This is a genomic window from uncultured Granulicatella sp. (assembly GCF_963516875.1).
Taxonomy (GTDB): domain Bacteria; phylum Bacillota; class Bacilli; order Lactobacillales; family Aerococcaceae; genus Granulicatella.
The window spans coordinates 1-16,506 of sequence record NZ_CAUQCL010000019.1; the positions used below are offsets into that span (position 1 = coordinate 1).

At 34.5% G+C, this 16,506-nt stretch carries 15 protein-coding genes; 3 read left to right on the plus strand and 12 right to left on the minus strand.

What is annotated here, in order from left to right:
* Positions 1 to 555: 555 nt before the first annotated feature.
* The 7 genes from RWM24_RS07095 to RWM24_RS07125 form a co-directional block, all read right to left on the minus strand.
* Positions 556 to 1,767: a chloride channel protein gene (locus RWM24_RS07095; RefSeq protein ID WP_314112896.1), complete on the minus strand. Its 1,212-nt coding sequence runs from the start codon at positions 1,765 to 1,767 to the stop codon at positions 556 to 558.
* Between the two features lie 67 nt (positions 1,768 to 1,834).
* Positions 1,835 to 2,815 (minus strand): ribose-phosphate diphosphokinase, encoded by a 981-nt coding sequence (locus RWM24_RS07100; protein ID WP_314112940.1) that lies wholly within the window; start codon positions 2,813 to 2,815, stop codon positions 1,835 to 1,837.
* Between the two features lie 89 nt (positions 2,816 to 2,904).
* Entirely contained in the window at positions 2,905 to 4,287 is a 1,383-nt protein-coding gene (glmU, locus tag RWM24_RS07105; protein ID WP_314112898.1) for a bifunctional UDP-N-acetylglucosamine diphosphorylase/glucosamine-1-phosphate N-acetyltransferase GlmU, read from the minus strand.
* A gap of 138 nt (positions 4,288 to 4,425) precedes the next feature.
* A complete protein-coding gene (locus RWM24_RS07110) occupies positions 4,426 to 4,734 on the minus strand; it encodes a PTS lactose/cellobiose transporter subunit IIA (protein ID WP_314112900.1) in 309 nt (102 codons plus the stop codon).
* 1 nt (position 4,735) lies between these two features.
* Complete coding sequence (locus RWM24_RS07115; protein WP_314076857.1) at positions 4,736 to 5,038, minus strand: PTS sugar transporter subunit IIB; 303 nt, start codon at positions 5,036 to 5,038, stop codon at positions 4,736 to 4,738.
* Between the two features lie 8 nt (positions 5,039 to 5,046).
* Positions 5,047 to 6,345, minus strand: a complete 1,299-nt coding sequence (locus RWM24_RS07120; RefSeq protein WP_314112902.1) for a PTS sugar transporter subunit IIC — start codon at positions 6,343 to 6,345, stop codon at positions 5,047 to 5,049.
* A 13-nt stretch (positions 6,346 to 6,358) separates the two neighbouring features.
* Complete coding sequence (locus tag RWM24_RS07125) at positions 6,359 to 7,774, minus strand: glycoside hydrolase family 1 protein (RefSeq protein ID WP_314112904.1); 1,416 nt, start codon at positions 7,772 to 7,774, stop codon at positions 6,359 to 6,361.
* 159 nt (positions 7,775 to 7,933) lie between these two features.
* Here RWM24_RS07125 and RWM24_RS07130 point away from each other — a divergent pair, with 159 nt between their 5' ends.
* Together RWM24_RS07130 and manA are read left to right on the plus strand one after the other, a co-directional pair.
* On the plus strand, positions 7,934 to 8,659 hold the full coding sequence (locus RWM24_RS07130; protein ID WP_314112906.1) for a GntR family transcriptional regulator: 726 nt from the start codon (positions 7,934 to 7,936) through the stop codon (positions 8,657 to 8,659).
* Between the two features lie 10 nt (positions 8,660 to 8,669).
* Positions 8,670 to 9,623 (plus strand): mannose-6-phosphate isomerase, class I, encoded by a 954-nt coding sequence (gene manA, locus RWM24_RS07135; RefSeq protein WP_314112942.1) that lies wholly within the window; start codon positions 8,670 to 8,672, stop codon positions 9,621 to 9,623.
* Between the two features lie 50 nt (positions 9,624 to 9,673).
* On the opposite strand, the gene RWM24_RS07140 is transcribed toward manA, so the two are convergent.
* From RWM24_RS07140 to RWM24_RS07160, 5 genes are all read right to left on the minus strand, one after another.
* On the minus strand, positions 9,674 to 10,930 hold the full coding sequence (locus tag RWM24_RS07140; protein WP_314112908.1) for an SLC13 family permease: 1,257 nt from the start codon (positions 10,928 to 10,930) through the stop codon (positions 9,674 to 9,676).
* 1 nt (position 10,931) lies between these two features.
* Positions 10,932 to 12,092 (minus strand): glycerate kinase, encoded by a 1,161-nt coding sequence (locus RWM24_RS07145; RefSeq protein WP_314112910.1) that lies wholly within the window; start codon positions 12,090 to 12,092, stop codon positions 10,932 to 10,934.
* 155 nt (positions 12,093 to 12,247) lie between these two features.
* Complete coding sequence (gene mscL, locus RWM24_RS07150) at positions 12,248 to 12,631, minus strand: large conductance mechanosensitive channel protein MscL (protein WP_314112912.1); 384 nt, start codon at positions 12,629 to 12,631, stop codon at positions 12,248 to 12,250.
* Between the two features lie 80 nt (positions 12,632 to 12,711).
* On the minus strand, positions 12,712 to 13,836 hold the full coding sequence (locus RWM24_RS07155) for an FAD-binding oxidoreductase (RefSeq protein ID WP_314112914.1): 1,125 nt from the start codon (positions 13,834 to 13,836) through the stop codon (positions 12,712 to 12,714).
* 12 nt (positions 13,837 to 13,848) lie between these two features.
* Complete coding sequence (locus RWM24_RS07160; protein WP_314112916.1) at positions 13,849 to 15,303, minus strand: amidase; 1,455 nt, start codon at positions 15,301 to 15,303, stop codon at positions 13,849 to 13,851.
* Positions 15,304 to 15,457: 154 nt separating this feature from the next.
* Here RWM24_RS07160 and RWM24_RS07165 point away from each other — a divergent pair, with 154 nt between their 5' ends.
* On the plus strand, positions 15,458 to 16,498 hold the full coding sequence (locus RWM24_RS07165) for a DUF6287 domain-containing protein (RefSeq protein ID WP_314112917.1): 1,041 nt from the start codon (positions 15,458 to 15,460) through the stop codon (positions 16,496 to 16,498).
* Positions 16,499 to 16,506 lie beyond the last annotated feature (8 nt).

Consider the following 16,506-nt stretch of genomic DNA (forward strand, 5'->3'; position numbering starts at 1 on the left):
TCGCACACCTGTACTAAACTAATTTTTTTCGGGACATTTTAACTTGCGCTTGACAGTAGTTTTTTCGTTTATTTAAAAATTTGTCAAATGTAAAGTTTTAATGTACCTTTACACCAAAAATATCTCTTTTAATATTAATTGTAATTTGTATAAAAATGTATTACACTACAACCATAAACAGGAAGCGATTTCTAAACAACTCTTTCATGTTTATATTATTTAATTTCCAAGTATTTAATATCTATTTTTAGACTTAATTAATTTAAATGAAAAAGGGTGAATATATGAAAAAGAGATTATTGACTAGCTTGATAACCGTTTTAGGAGTAGCCTTATTATCTTTTCTAAAAAATTATATGAATGTATCACTAGTAATGAGCGCAGTAATTTCCTCTGTTTTTATAGTTTTAGGTGTATTGATGATTGAATTTCGTTATAATAAATAATTCTGAAAGATGGTGTATCTCAGCCATAAGTGAGACAGTTATACAGTAAGTTTTTCGCCACTTGGAGTGCGTATAAAAAACAGGGACAAAATATAATTGCCCCTGTTTTTTATCTTTCTATACCTTCTAATTCAAAAATTTTCTGTTGTCCATAAATGCTAGCATTTCCATTTACAACAAATGCGACAATACATACAATTGCTGCATATGGCATCATACTATATCCGAATACTTCACCGATAATAAAAATAGGAGCTAGCCAAGTGTTTGTTGCACTTCCAAATACAGCGCCGTAACCAAGTGCTGCAGCTACCATTGGTGAAATTCCTAACCACGAACTCATCACGATTCCTAATGAAGAACCAATTGAAAAGAGAGGCGTTACTTCCCCGCCTAAAAATCCTGCACTAAGGGAGAATACTGTTAATCCTAATTTTAACAACCAATCTTGTACAAAAATTGTCTCACTATAAAAACTAGCATGAATTAAATTCGTCCCTAATCCTGCATAACGACCACTATCAAAAGCTGCGATTAAAATACTGACAGCAATCCCTAATAAAAATATTCTTAGAGTAGGACTTGAAATTTTAGTACTCCAATATTTTTTCAAATACGCTAAACTCACACTAAATAGTCTTCCTGTTAATCCAAATGCAATTCCTAATACTACCATCTTCAATAATGTTTCATCAAATTGAATTGCTACAGGAATACCAACCATGAATTTCTCTAACCCTAAACGTTGGGCTACATTCATCGAAATAAAACTGGAGAGCAACGCATAAAATAAGGCGTCAATTTGTAATTGCCCGACAATCATTACTTCAATCGCAAAGAAAGTTGCTGCTAAAGGTGTCCCAAATAATCCAGCAAAACCACTTGCCATCCCAATCATTAATAAAATTTGACGATTTCTTTTAGAAGAAAACCATTGTTGAAACTGATTCGCAACCGTTGCTCCTAATTGAACTGCAACACCTTCACGACCCACACTTGCCCCAAATAAATGAGCTAACCATGTTCCAATCATCATGAAAGGAATAAGCCATTTTGAAATGCGATTGTCCTCTCCTTGTCCAATTCGAAAGACAATATTCATTCCTTCTACTGCATTTTTCCCATATTTTAAATACACTGTATGAAATAAAAATCCTACTACTGCTAAAAACGGAATCAAATACCAAAAATACTCTACTCGCAATTCTGATACTTTTAATAACACTTGCCCAAAAAAGGACGTTAAAACTCCAGTAATTACTCCGACAATAATACTAACGATTCCTAGTAAAACTTTTTCCTTAATTTTACATGAATTCACCACATAACCTCCTTGAATAAAAAAGGCTGGAGAAATCTCTCCAGCCTCCTAATTAACCTTCAACTTTTTAATCTAAAATTGTGAACTTTTCAATAAATAATGGACTTACTGAACGGTTTTCATGAATACGTCTAATCGCTTCAGCCATTAATTGATCCACGCTAACTTGTACAATTTTTCCACCTGTTTTTTCTTCAGGAACTTGAATGGAGTCCGTTACAACTACTTCTTTAATTACAGAAGCATTTAAACGATCTAATGCTGGACCCGATAATACAGGGTGAGTACAACAAGCATAAACTTCTAATGCCCCCGCATCTTGTAAAGCTTGAGCTGCTAATGTAATAGTTCCAGCTGTATCAATCATATCATCGATTAATACGGCAACTTTCCCTTTAACATCCCCAATAATATTCATCACTTCTGCAACATTTGCTTTTGGACGACGTTTATCAATAATCGCAATTGGAGCATGTAAGAATTCTGCTAATTTACGTGCACGAGTTACCCCACCATGGTCTGGTGAAACAACGACGATATCTTTATCTTTGAAATTATTTTCTAAGAAATAATTGGCTAATAATGGAGCTCCTAATAAGTGATCCACTGGAATATCAAAGAAACCTTGAATTTGAGCAGCATGTAAGTCTAATGTTAACACACGGTCTGCACCTGCTTGTGTAATCATATTTGCAACTAATTTTGCTGTAATTGGTTCACGTGATTGTGCTTTACGATCTTGACGTGCATATCCATAGTACGGTAATACAACGTTAATTGTTTTCGCACTTGCACGACGTAATGCATCGATCATAATTAATAACTCCATTAAGTTATCATTTACTGGATACGATGTTGATTGAACAATATAAACATGGTCTCCACGAATACTTTCATCAATGTTAATTTTAATCTCTCCATCACTAAAATGAGTAACGGATACTTTTCCTAATTCTACCCCGACTTGATCTGCAATTTTTTGAGCTAATGGACGATTTGAGCTTAGTGCAAAAATCTTTAAATTTGGATCGGAATAATGTTCCACAATGATAACCCCCGAAGAATTTTATTTTTGTTTTTTCACTACTATAATAATAAACGTTTTTGATTCGTTTTTAAAGAACTAAATGTATATTTCTATGAATTTTTTTGAGCTGAAGGTAATTTTTCAGCATAGTTTTCTTTATTTTCTTGACGAGAACGAGCAATGGCTAACGCTCCATTTGGAACATCTCTTGTAATTGTAGAACCTGCTGCAATAAAGACATCATCTCCAATTGTAACAGGTGCTACTAAATTCGCATTACATCCCACAAACACACGGTCACCTACAGTGGCTCTATGTTTATTTTTACCGTCATAGTTTACAAAGATTGTTCCACAACCAACATTAATATCTCTTCCTAAATCAGCGTCTCCAACATATGTTAAGTGACCAACTTTTGTACCTTTTCCTAATGTTGCATTTTTCACTTCTACGAAGTTTCCAATGTGAACAGAATTTCCGATAACTGATTTTGGACGAAGATGTGCAAACGGACCAGCATTACTATAAGCTTTCATTAATGACTCTTCAATATTTGAACTTGTCACTGTTACATAATCTTCTAATACAGAATCACGAATCACACTTCCTGAAGTAATATGGCAGTGTTGACCAATCATTGTATCTCCTTTTAAATAAACTCCTGGTTCAATCACTGTATCTGAACCAATCACTACTTCTGAGTCAATATACGTTTGTTCAGGGTCAATTAATGTAACACCATTTCTCATATGTTGTTCATTAATACGTTGGCGCATTGCTTTTTCTGCTTTTGATAAAGCAACTCGGTCATTAACGCCCATTCCTTCATCCACATTTGGCATTTGATACGCAGAAATGATTTCTCCACGTTTTTTCAAAATTTCTAATACATCTGGTAAGTAATATTCTCCTTGAGCATTATCATTGCCCACTTCGCTTAATGCGCTGAATAAGGATTGATTATCAAAGCAATAAGTTCCTGTATTAATTTCTTGAATGGCTGCTTCTTCTGGAGTAGCATCTTTGTGTTCTACATTTTTTAGAACTGTTCCATCTTCCTCACGAATCACATGTCCATATCCAGTTGGATCTTCTACCCAAGCTGTTAAAATAGTTGCTTTAGCTTTTGTATCTTCATGAACTTTCATTAATTGTTCAAATGTTTCTGCTGTTAATAGCGGTGTATCTCCACAAACAACTAAAGTTGTTCCTTCTTTATCTTTCAACAACTCTTCTGCTTGTAAAACAGCATGACCTGTTCCTAATTGTTCTGCTTGTAGAGCATAAGAAACACGTTCTCCTAATTGTTGTTGTACCATTTCTGCACCATGTCCAACAATCGCTACAATCGTTTCTGCTCCCGCACGTTCTACTTGATCTACGACATGTTCTACCATTGGTTTGCCACAAACTGGATGCATCACTTTATAAAGTTCAGATTTCATTCGTGTACCTTTTCCAGCTGCTAAAATAATTCCGTATTTTTGATTCATATTATCCCTCGCAAGTTCTATTTTTACTTCTTTATAATAGTAAACTATGATGTTTTTTGCAAGAAAGTGTCTTGAATATGGGTGAATTTATAGAAAAAAGTTCGAACGACTTTTTCTATCATTCGAACCTTTACTATTTTAACGTTCTTTATATAACTGAATTAATTCTTTTGAGAATAGTTGAACCATTTCAGTCATCGCCATTTGGTCTTCAGCATGAATAAAGAGTAGAGAAAGTTCAGTCTTTTCTCCTGCAGCTTCTTTTTGAATTAAATCTGCATGAATTTTATGCGCTTGAACAAAGCATTCTTCTGCTTCATTTACTTTTTCATCGGCACCTTTGAAATCTCCTTTTTTCGCTAATTCCACAGCTTCCATATAAGAAGATTTTGCTGACCCACTATTCGCAATTAACTGAAAACATACTAATTCCATATCTTCAGACATATTAACCCTCCACTAATGCTAATGCTTGATCTAAAACTTTTGGTCCATTCATCATGCCATAATCTCTCATATCAATTGCAGCAACTGGAACATCTCCTGCTAATGATTTCACATTTTCAAGTTCATATCGAATTTGAGGACCAATTAAAATAACATCGGCCTCTTGTAAATTTTTCTTAGCTTCTGTTAGTGACTTGGCTTCGATATGTACTTCAATAGAACGTTCTTCAGCACTTGATTGCATCTTTTTTACTAACATACTTGTAGACATTCCTGCATTACAAACTAATAATATATTTTTCATATTAATCACTAACCTTCGTATTGATTTTCCATGACACGATCATGAACTTTGATAAATGGAATATAAATTAGAACTCCTAAAACTAGGATAATTGCTTGAACAACTACCGCTCTCCAGTCACCACCAGTTGATAAGAATGAGCTAGCAAAAATTGGTGTAGTCCATGGAACTTGTACCACACTAGGACTCATTAATCCAAGACTTGTAGCAACGTAACTAATTAAAATACCTAAAGCAGGAACTCCGATAAATGGAATTGCCATAGATACGTTATAAACAATTGGATAACCAAATAATACTGGTTCATTAATGTTAAATAATCCTGGAGCAAATGCTAATTTTGCAACATTTCTACTTGCAGCATTTTTACTTACTAAGAATGTAGCAATTAATAAACAGATTGTTGAACCACTACCACCCATTAATGCATATGTTTGAACTTGTGATACATTAATAATATGTGGAATTGCTTCTCCAGCGTTATAAGCTGCTGTATTTTCAAGAATGTTGATGATTAATAATGGTTCTAAAATTGAACTATAAATAACAGCTTGGTGAACCCCAAATAACCATAACATATTTCCTAATGAGTAAAGAATGATTGCTCCCCATAGACCTGTACTTACGTGACGTAATGGTTCTTGAATAAATGTAGTAATTAATGTAATTAAGTTAGTTCCCCAAATATTGAACAATAATGTTGAAACTAACCCAAAGACTGCAACTACTAAAATAACTGGTACTAAAACATTAAATGATTTTTCAACTGCAGGTGGAACATTATCCCCTAAATGAATTTTCAATGCTTTAACACGTGTAATTTTAATAAATAATTCTGAAGCTAATAACGCAACAATAACCCCAGCAAACATTGCTCCTGTACCTAAGTTAGAAAATGTTAATACTCCAGATACTGAAACAGGATCTTTTGCTCCGTTTGCCACAACTTGAACGGCATTTGGCATCATCGCAATTAATGAAACTGCTGAAATCATAGCTGCTGCTAAAGGATTTTCATATTCACGGTTTTGTGCTAAATAATAACCAACCATTACTGCAATTAAAAGACTTGAAATATTCAATGTTCCATTTGCTACAGTAATTCCCCAATATTGAACATTTGATAATGTAGCCGGATCTGAAATAATCCATTTAAACACAGTATTATTTAATAAAACAACCAACCCTGCAAGAATATAAAGTGGCATTACTGTTGCAAATGCATCTCTTAATGTTTTTAGATGAATTTGGTTTCCTAGTTTTCCAGCAAATACAACAAATTTATCTACAAATTTTGAATTTTCCATGTTTATTCCTCCATTATAAATATTTATCTACATCAATCGTAAATCCATTTTTATTACTTACTTCTTTATACCAATATCCCGATTTTTTAATCGTTCTTTTTTGTGTTACTAAATCTACCGAAATAAATCCATAACGATTTTTGTAGGCATTATTCCAAGACCAACAATCAAAAGCTGTCCATGTATGATAACCGAAGCAGTTACTTCCTTCTTCTATCGCTTTATGCAACCACAATAAATGCTCTTCATAGAACTCAATACGATAATCATCCTGAATCATTCCTTGACTATCCATAAAACGTTCTTCACCTTCAACACCCATTCCATTTTCACTAATAAACCATGGGATATTGTGATAATTATCTTGAATATTTTTGGCTATATCATAGATTGCTTTAGGATAAATTTCCCATCCTCGATAAGGATTTACTCTCCGTTCTTTCCACTCATAATCTGAGAAATATTTATCCGGCATCCATTTACCATCAAAGTTCTCAGAAGATTCAGGAGCTTGAACTCTTTTTGGATGATAGTAATTCACTCCTAGAAAATCAACCGTGTTCTCTTTTAAAATATTGAGTTCATCTTCTGTATGTTCCCAAAGTACTCCATCTCGTTCTAGCATTTCTACTAAACTTTCTGGAAACGATCCATTCACAGCTGGTTCTAAAAATGAACGATTGAAAAAGTCATCCGCAAAATGACCTGCAGAAACATCTTCTTTTGATGAACTTTTTGGATAAGCAGGCGTTAAATTTAAAATAATACCAATTTTCCCCTTTAAATTTAAACTACGATATAATTGAATCACTTTCGCACTCGCTAAATTTAAATTATAAATAATTTGCACTGCTTCTTTTCCATAATATTTTTTATTAGGATAATGAAATGCGTATAAATATCCTGCTTCTGGGATTACCATCGGTTCATTAAAAGTAGTCCAATACTCTACTATATCTCCGAATCGTTCAAAACAAGTTCGAGCAAATTTTACAAACAAATCGACGACATGCTTACTTTCCCATCCACCATATTTTTTCAACAAATCAATTGGCATATCAAAGTGGTGTAAGTTAAGCACTAAAGTAATCCCGTACTTCTTAGCTTCTTGAATCACATTACGATAAAACTCTACTGCTCTTTCATCTGCTTCTCCAGTTTCGAAATCTTTAATCAATCGACTCCATTGAATGGAAGTTCTAAAAGAATTAAATCCTATTTGCGTCATTCTTTCAAAATCTTCTTGGTAGTGATGATAAAAGTCACTCGCTACTCCTGGACCAACTTGATTAAAAAATGCTTCTGGAGATTTTCTATACCAATAATCCATTACATTTTCATGAATTTTATCTGTACTACCTTCTGTTTGAGGGCCACTTGTAGCTGCTCCCCACCAAAAATCTTCTGGAAATACAATATTTTTATCCATATTTATCCTCCTTCCTTAAATATTTACACCATTAGTATATCACTTTATTTTTATTTGTCTAGACATATTTTAAAATTACTATAGTCATATAACATTATTTGTTGATTGTTGATTATGTGTTTGCTATAATTTCCTTATTAAAATTGAAGGAAAATAAACATGAGTACAAAATATTTAAAAATATATCAACAACTACGTGAAGAGATATTACATCAAGATACTCCCTCTAGTACGCAATTACCAGATGAAATTTCATTAACAAAAAAATTCCATTGTAGTCGTATGACCGTAAAAAAAGCTTTAGATATGTTAGTAGATGAAGGATTAATTTATCGCAAACGTGGGCAAGGGACTTTCATCATGCCTCAAGTAGAACAAAAGCATAAAATTATTGTCCCAGAAAGAGATATTCAAGGCTTAACAAAAATTTCTAAACAATCACATGCACAAGTGCGTTCAGAAATTATTCATTTTAAATTAGAGTTCGCTACTAAAAGCATCTCAGAAAAATTACAAATTCCTGAATCTTCTCCTATATACAATATTTTTCGATTAAGAATTATCGATGATAAGCCATACGTTTTAGAACAAACTTATATGAGTACTAATTTGATAAGTGGTATCACTGAAGAAATTCTTCATCGATCTATTTATTCTTATATCGAAGATACTTTAAAATTACGTATTGCTAGTGCTATGAAAATTTTACGAGCATCTATTAGTACGGAATCAGATCAAAAACATTTACACTTATCTCCTACTGAACCTATTTTTGAAGTGGAACAAATCGCCTATTTAGACAATGGAACACCATTTGAATACTCTATCTCAAGACATAGATACGATTTATTTGAATTTAGTTCATATGGATTAAAAAAATCATAAAGGAGCTGACATCATGCAACCTATCTTTTTAAAACCAGTCCTACAAGAAAAAATTTGGGGCGGTAAAAAATTACAAACAGAATTTAACTTAACATTGCCAAGTGATAAAGTTGGTGAATCTTGGTCGATTAGCGCTCATCCAAATGGACAATCAACTATTCTTTCACCTGCTGAATTTCAAGGGATGACATTAGCAGAACTATATGCTGAGCATGCAGAATTATTCCATCAACAAACATTGCCAACATTCCCTCTATTAATTAAAATTTTAGATGCAAGTGATGATTTATCTATTCAAGTACACCCAGACGATGCTTATGGATTAGAACATGAACACGAGTTAGGGAAAAATGAATGTTGGTATGTTATTTCTGCTGAACCGGGTGCAAAAATTGTTTACGGACATACCGCACAAACAAAAGAAGAATTTGTCCAATTAATCCAAGAAGAAAAATGGAGCGAATTATTTACAGAAGTTCCTGTCAAAGCAGGAGATTTCTTCAATGTTCCAAGTGGAACCATTCATGCTATCGGTAAAGGAATTGTCATTTTAGAAACACAACAAAACTCTGATACTACTTACCGTGTTTATGATTATGACCGAAAAGATGATGCAGGAAATCCTCGTCCATTACATATTCCACAAACGATTGATGTCACTACAATTCCGCATCAATTACCAAGTTTTGAACAAACAATTGAAAAAACGGATGATGCGACGATTACTCATTTTATTACAAATCATTATTTCTCTGTTTGGAAGTGGGAAATTGATGGTACTTACGCTACTACACTAGATGACAACTACTACTTAGCAACTGTTATCGAGGGTGAAGGAACAATAGAAGTAAATGGCGAATCATTCGCTCTTAAAAAAGCAGATTCATTTATTTTACCAACACCAATTCACGAAATTACTGTAAAAGGAAATCTAACATTAATCGTTTCCCGTTCAGAAGAATAAGACAAATAAAAGAGTGAAATCAACTTTCATCGATTTCACTCTTTTTTACTTTACCCTAACAAATACAAAATCACCGCAACAATAGTACTTGTCAAACCTACCAATGCTTCGTAAGGAATTAATTTCATACGATCTTCAATACTCATAAAGACTGAACCACCTGTAGCGTGGAAGAATGAGCCATGAGGAAGAGAGTCTAACACTGTTGCCCCAGCATGAATCATTGCCGCTGCTGCCACTGCAGGAACTCCAGAAGAAACTAAAGAAGCTGCAAATGTTTGAGAAGCAATCGTTGAACCAGCTGTTGTAGAGGCTGTAGCTGCTCCCATTAAAATACCTGATAATGGTGCTAAGACAAAGGAAGGCATATTTAAAGCTTCCAACACATGAATCATATCTACTTGTAGAGAAGAAGCTTTAATAATTCCCGCAATCGTTCCTGTTCCAATTAATAAGATCGATACACCGATTACTTTACTCAATCCAAATTCAGTATATTCTACGGTATGTTTTGAATGCCCTGTTACTAAAATGGTTACTAATCCACCAATTGGTAATGCAATTAAAGGATCCACGCTTACTCCGACTAATGAACGTAAAGCTAATAACGCAATGACCACAACCGGTCCAAGAATTGCTTGGAAAAATGGTACAGAATTGTGATGTTCTGCTTCCTCTTCCATATCGTCAAAAGCATGATCGACTTTCTTTGCTAAAAATCCTGCTAATACAATACTCACAACTAATGCCACTAATGCTGGAATAATATTTTTAGCCATTAATGCTGTTAAATCTAATTGAAATGCTTCTGAAGCAGCAATCGTATTTGGATTTGGAGAAATAATATTTCCTGCTTTTCCTCCACCAATCATCGCTAATAAAATACCTGTTTTTGATAAATTTGCTTTTTTTGCAATCGCAATAGCAATCGGTGCTACTGTAATAACAGCAATATCAATAAATACTCCCACTGCACAAATAATCATTGTTGCAATCGCAATCGCTGCAACAGCTCTTTTCTCCCCTAACTTCTTCACAATTGTTTCAGCAATCGTTTCTGCAGAACCTGTTTTAATTAAAGCTCCTGCTAAAATACCTGAAGTCATAATTCTTAATACTGGAGACATCATTCCTTGTGCTCCTGTTACCATCGCACTAACGGAACCTGCTAACCCTGCTCCGCCAATTACGCCTCCTACTAAAGCTCCTAAAATTAAACTATAAGCTGGATGAACTTTTTTAATAATCAGTATAATTGCGAGAATCAATCCAACTAAGGCTCCTAATGTACTAATTTGACTAACCATTTTATTTTCCTTCTTTCATAATTTCTACAACTCTAAATACTTGTTCTACTGTATCAACCATATTTCGATGAGCGTTCTCTTTATCCATCGCTTCTTTAAGTGTTACAATTCCTCTTAAAATTGGGAAAAATGCATCAATTCCTTGTTGATTACATTCTTTTGCATCTGGTGTAACGGCTCCTGCAAAAGCTAGCACTTTCTTTTGATGCTTTTTAGCTAAGGCTGCTACTCCTATTGGAGCTTTACCTAATGCTGTTTGACCGTCCAGTCTTCCCTCACCTGTTACAACAAAATCAGCACTTGCTATGAGTTCTTCTAATTTTGTTTCTGTTAATACAATTTGAATGCCAGATTCTAATGTAGCATTCGTATACGTTAAAAAGGCAAATCCCATCCCTCCTGCCGCTCCAGTTCCTGGATAAAATCGATTCGCATTTGCATTAATTTCCTTAGATAACTCAGCATAGTGTAATAATAATTGATCCAATTCTTGAACCATTTCAGGAGTTGCACCTTTTTGTGGGCCAAAAATTGTACTGGAGCCATTTTCGCCACATAGTGGATTCGTAACATCACAAGCTACTTTGAACGTACATTCTTTTAATTTAGGATGTACATTGCTCTCTTCAATACTCGCTAATTCTCTAAGTCCATTTCCTCCGTAAGAGATAGCTGTTCCTTCTCGTGTTACAAAATCATATCCTAATGCTTGTAACATTCCAACTCCACCATCATTTGTAGCACTTCCGCCAATTCCAACAATAAAATGTCGACATCCTCTTTCAATTGCATCTAAAATTAATTCACCCACTCCATAAGTAGTTGTTTTCATTGGATTGCGACTTTCTTCAGGAACTAACGTAATGCCTGCTGCAGCAGACATTTCAATAATGGCTGTTTTACTCGAATCTTCTTTAGATTCAATCACTCCGTAGACTGCTTCTACTTTTTTTCCTAATGGTCCTGTTACTTCTTTTGTAACAAAGATTCCTCCCATTCCTTCGACTAATGCTTCAACGGTTCCTTCCCCACCATCTGCTAATGGACGAACCACAACCTCTGCACTCTGATATACTCGTTTTACGCCTTCTGCTATCGCTTGACCAGCTTCCATAGACGATAAACTTCCTTTGAACGAGTCAATGGCAACAACGACTTTCATATTTAAACCTCCCATTTCATAGTTTGATACATCATTATAGCAAACGCTTACACATTTGCATAGTGCTTGTAAAATATTTCTTAAAGTTTCAAACAAAATTCTTTTAAAAATAAAAAAAGGATGAGAAAACTCACCCTTCATCAAATTTCATTTTATTATTTGTTCGCTAATAAATCACGGATTTCACGTAAGTAATCTTCAGCTTTTGGTTCTGGAGCTACTTCTTTCACTTCTTCTTTTCCGCCTTTAGCTAAATCTTGAACAGCGTTCATACCTTTAACTACCATGAAAAGAACAAAACCTACGATTACGAAGTTAATAACTGCAGCTGCAAAAGCACCTACACCAAGTGTAGCTGAACCGATTTGAACAGATACTCCTGCAATTGAGTCTGCTTTGAATACCATCGCAATAACTGGTTCGAAAATGTCTTTTACTAATGAATCAACGATCGCTTTGAAAGCTGCCCCGATGATTACTGCAACTGCTAAATCAACAACATTCCCACGCATTAAAAACGCTTTAAATTCTTTTAACATTATGATTCCTCCTATATTTCAATATTGACCTTGAATATATTACAGGAATTTTTCGGATAATGCAACAATTATGATTTCTGTTATATTATTTTTTGTATATAATTCCCAGGAGTATAAGAATCAACGTTAAATAAAGGTGTATCACCAGCTGACAACTGTGCTAATAATGCTCCAATCCATACCCCTGAAGTTAATCCTGAAGATCCTAAACCACTAGCGACAAATAGTGTTTCTTCACCAGGAATATTCCCGAAAAATGGTAAAAAGTCAGAGGTATATGCTCTTGTTCCAATTCTACTTCCTAACCATTTAGCTTCTTTTAATGGTGGAAATACTTCACACGCTTCTTCATACATTTTTTGTTGTAATTCTTGATTATCTGTTAAATCAAACCCTTGATCATTCTCATGTGTCGCACCCACAATAATTTTCCCATCTTCAAATGGTAATATATCAATCTCCCCATGCAACATACAAACGGGCCAGTCATCTGTTGCTTCGGTTGTCTGTAATTCTAATTCAATTAATTGTCCTTTTTGCGGTCGTACATCTACATAATAGCCTAACGGTTCGATTAACTCTTTAACCCATGCTCCACTTGCTACGATGATTTTGTCGAACTCTTCTAGTCCGCTAGTTGTCTTAACGACTACTTTTCCTTCTTCATCTCGTGTCAAGTTCACTTTTTCTTGTTTGATGCTTGCACCATTTTGCTGTGCTAAATATAATTGCTGTTCAACTAATAGTTTCCCATCAACTCTTCCACCACCAGAACAATGAATCGCTCCATGAGTTCCGTTCCATCCTGGAACGTAAGAGGAGATATCTTCTACTTCAATTTTTGTTAATTCACCAATTCTAGGTTCTTCTTTTCTTCTATCAGCAGCAATTTTTTCTAACTTTTCTAATAATTCTGGAGTCTTTTTAAATACTAGCACTCCTACTTGTTCATACGGCAATTGAGTCACACCATCTGCTTCTAGTTGTGCCATTAATTCTGGATAGTAAGAAGCTCCTCTTGCTGTTAATCGATACCAATCTTTATTTCTTCTTTGAGATAGCCATGGGCAAATAATGCCCGCTGCAGCTTTCGTAGCTTGTCCCAATCCATCATCATAAACAACTAATTCTACTTCTGAATTTTTCGATAATTGATAAGCTGCTGTTGCTCCTACAATTCCTGCTCCAATAATTGCAATTCTCATCCTAACTCCTCCTTAATCTTTTCGATTCCATTGATGTTCTTGTTCAAAAACTTCTGCAATTTGTAATAATAAATCTTCTCGTCCTTTTGCAGCCATCACTTGTACTCCAATTGGTAGTCCTTCTTGTGTACAATAAATCGGTAGGCTAATCGCTGGTTGTCCAGTAATGTTGGCTAATTGAGTAAATGGAGTTAACTCCAATGTTTTTTCAAACATTTTCCAAATAATTTCTTGTTGTTCCTTAACGGAAAATTGTTCAATGGACTCTAGTGCTACTCGAACAGATTCCTTCATTGGATACTGATCATGTTTTGGAGCAACATCATTCACACATGGAGTTAAAATCAAATCATAGTCTTCATGACACTCTTGCATTTGTTTTGTCCAATAATCCCACTGGTTCAATGCTGCACTATAATCTTTCGCTAAAATATGTTGCCCCGATTGATAAATTCCCCATGTCATTAGTTCCATATCTTCTTTTTTTAGTGGACGTTGTAGCATTTTTTCAATTCCATCCATCATTGCAGCTGTTTCCACACTATTCATCATATAGTAATTTTTCATCACTTCGATGCCATCTACTGGCCATTTGATTTTTTCGATATAATGACCTTTTTCTTGTAAAAATTTCACAGCTCGATTCAAAGCATTTTTTGCGGAGTTTTCGACCTTGTTTCCAATTGGCGAATCTTCTATGACTGCAATTTTCATAGGTCGTTCAATTACGGCATAGAGCTGATGTTTTGATAATTTTGGCATGATAAACGGGCTTTCCATTTGTTCTGCTTGTAAGACTTCCAGTAATCTTCTGGTATCACGAACTGTTTTGGTTAAGGCAAAATTTACAGAAGCACCTTGCCAGCCACGATAGCCATTTGGACCAACAGGGATTCTACCACGACTTGGTTTTAATCCAATTAATCCTGTAAAACTAGCTGGAATTCGAATAGAGCCTCCACCATCACTCGCCATCGCAATCGGAACCATTCCACTAGAGACTGCACTTGCAGCACCGCCACTTGAGCCACCGGCATTACGACTAATATCATAAGGATTTGAAGTAACTCCCCACAAGCTTGGTTCTGTCATGTTTTTAAATCCAAATTCAGGTGTGTTCGTACGACCAATAATCACAAATCCTGCTTCTTCTAGTTTATTGACTAATGTATCTTGATGTGTTTGAAGGATATTTTTAAATAAACGTGATCCAGCCGTAGAAGGTTCTCCCTTTTGACATTGCCCTATATCTTTTAATAATAAAGGCACACCTGCAAATGGCTGATCACTAAAATTGCGAGACTGAGCTTCTCTTAATGCTCTCTCTTCTTGCAAATGTACAACTGCATTTAAACTTGGATTCAATTGCTTTACTTTAAACAGGGCATCTTGAACTAATTCAACAGATGAAACTTCACCATTTCGAACAGCTTGTGCCATCGCTGTAGCATCTTTGAACTCTTGCATGTTTATTTCTCTCCTTCCATTCATTCTTCTTTATTGTACACACCTATTTTCTATTCGTAAACCTTATAATAATCGTATTTTAAGATATCTTTTGAAAAACAAATAATTCCTTTGTTATACTAGATTCAAACTAAGAAAAAAAGGAGTTCAATTTATGAAAAAATCTCATTTACTAGTAGGGTTGGGAATCTCTATTAGTTTATTAACTGCTTGTCAAAACTCAAGTTCTAACACTGCTACAAAAGAAGCAGAAACAACAACTCAAACAACCGTTGCACCAAAACCTGTGACAGATTATACACTGTATAATTCAGTTCTTAAGGATTATAAAGAAGTTGTTGAAAATGTTACTAACAATAACGGGCAAAAAAAATCAAATTCCAATAATCCTAATGTTAACTCAACTGCTTATTCTGTAAAAAGAGTTTATGATGCCCCTGGTATTAGCTATACCTTAGAAGATTTTGATAAAAATGGGGTGGATGAATTAGTAATTACAATGGGCCCTACAAGAGAAGATCATGCCACTTTAGATATTTATACTATCTCAGATGGAAAAGTCATTCGACTTACAAATAAAGATAATAAATTAGATAAAATTGTAGATAAATCTAATTTATATCCATTAGAAGATGGTACGTTTTCTTATAGTAGTACGGATACAGCAAATTATGCACACTATCGCCTGAATCAAAAAGGAGATGCCTTTGAAATCGTAACAGAAGGTACGACTGAAGACATTATTAAAAATCTCCCTCCAAAAATTGATTTAAAACAAAAAGAATGGAAACCAACACAATGGTACATCACTTCTCCGGAAAAACAAAAAGAAGTCGCTAAGAAAAAATTAGATATTCAAGCGATTCAAAATGGAGATTATTCTAGCCTGAAAGGTACTTGGGTAGATGGTACTGGACATACATTCATTTTTGACGACAAAGGTCTTGTAGATGAAAATTATGAGATGAAATTATCTTCTTTCAAAGAACATAAAGGCACATTAATTGGAGGATACGGCCCTAAAAATTTACCGGTTGGTGGTGCAGCTGTTTATATCATCCCAGGTGGCGTTCCAATGACAGACGATAGAAGTGGTACTTTCGTAGACCCTATTCAAACAGATAAGGATCGTATTTTTGCTGGACAACAATTTCCTCGTTTCGCAAGTGAATTCCATTATCGAATTGATGACTAACTAAATAC

Excerpts from the sequence above, each read along its gene's own strand:
- glmU (WP_314112898.1), bottom strand. The coding sequence starts at position 4,287 with ATGAATCAAAAATACGGAATTATTTTAGCAGCTGGAAAAGGTACACGA.
- RWM24_RS07110 (WP_314112900.1), bottom strand. The coding sequence starts at position 4,734 with ATGTCTGAAGATATGGAATTAGTATGTTTTCAGTTAATTGCGAATAGT.
- RWM24_RS07115 (WP_314076857.1), bottom strand. The coding sequence starts at position 5,038 with ATGAAAAATATATTATTAGTTTGTAATGCAGGAATGTCTACAAGTATG.
- RWM24_RS07120 (WP_314112902.1), bottom strand. The coding sequence starts at position 6,345 with ATGGAAAATTCAAAATTTGTAGATAAATTTGTTGTATTTGCTGGAAAA.
- RWM24_RS07125 (WP_314112904.1), bottom strand. The coding sequence starts at position 7,774 with ATGGATAAAAATATTGTATTTCCAGAAGATTTTTGGTGGGGAGCAGCT.
- RWM24_RS07130 (WP_314112906.1), top strand. The coding sequence starts at position 7,934 with ATGAGTACAAAATATTTAAAAATATATCAACAACTACGTGAAGAGATA.
- RWM24_RS07140 (WP_314112908.1), bottom strand. The coding sequence starts at position 10,930 with ATGGTTAGTCAAATTAGTACATTAGGAGCCTTAGTTGGATTGATTCTC.
- RWM24_RS07145 (WP_314112910.1), bottom strand. The coding sequence starts at position 12,092 with ATGAAAGTCGTTGTTGCCATTGACTCGTTCAAAGGAAGTTTATCGTCT.
- mscL (WP_314112912.1), bottom strand. The coding sequence starts at position 12,631 with ATGTTAAAAGAATTTAAAGCGTTTTTAATGCGTGGGAATGTTGTTGAT.
- RWM24_RS07155 (WP_314112914.1), bottom strand. The coding sequence starts at position 13,836 with ATGAGAATTGCAATTATTGGAGCAGGAATTGTAGGAGCAACAGCAGCT.
- RWM24_RS07160 (WP_314112916.1), bottom strand. The coding sequence starts at position 15,303 with ATGCAAGAGTTCAAAGATGCTACAGCGATGGCACAAGCTGTTCGAAAT.
- RWM24_RS07165 (WP_314112917.1), top strand. The coding sequence starts at position 15,458 with ATGAAAAAATCTCATTTACTAGTAGGGTTGGGAATCTCTATTAGTTTA.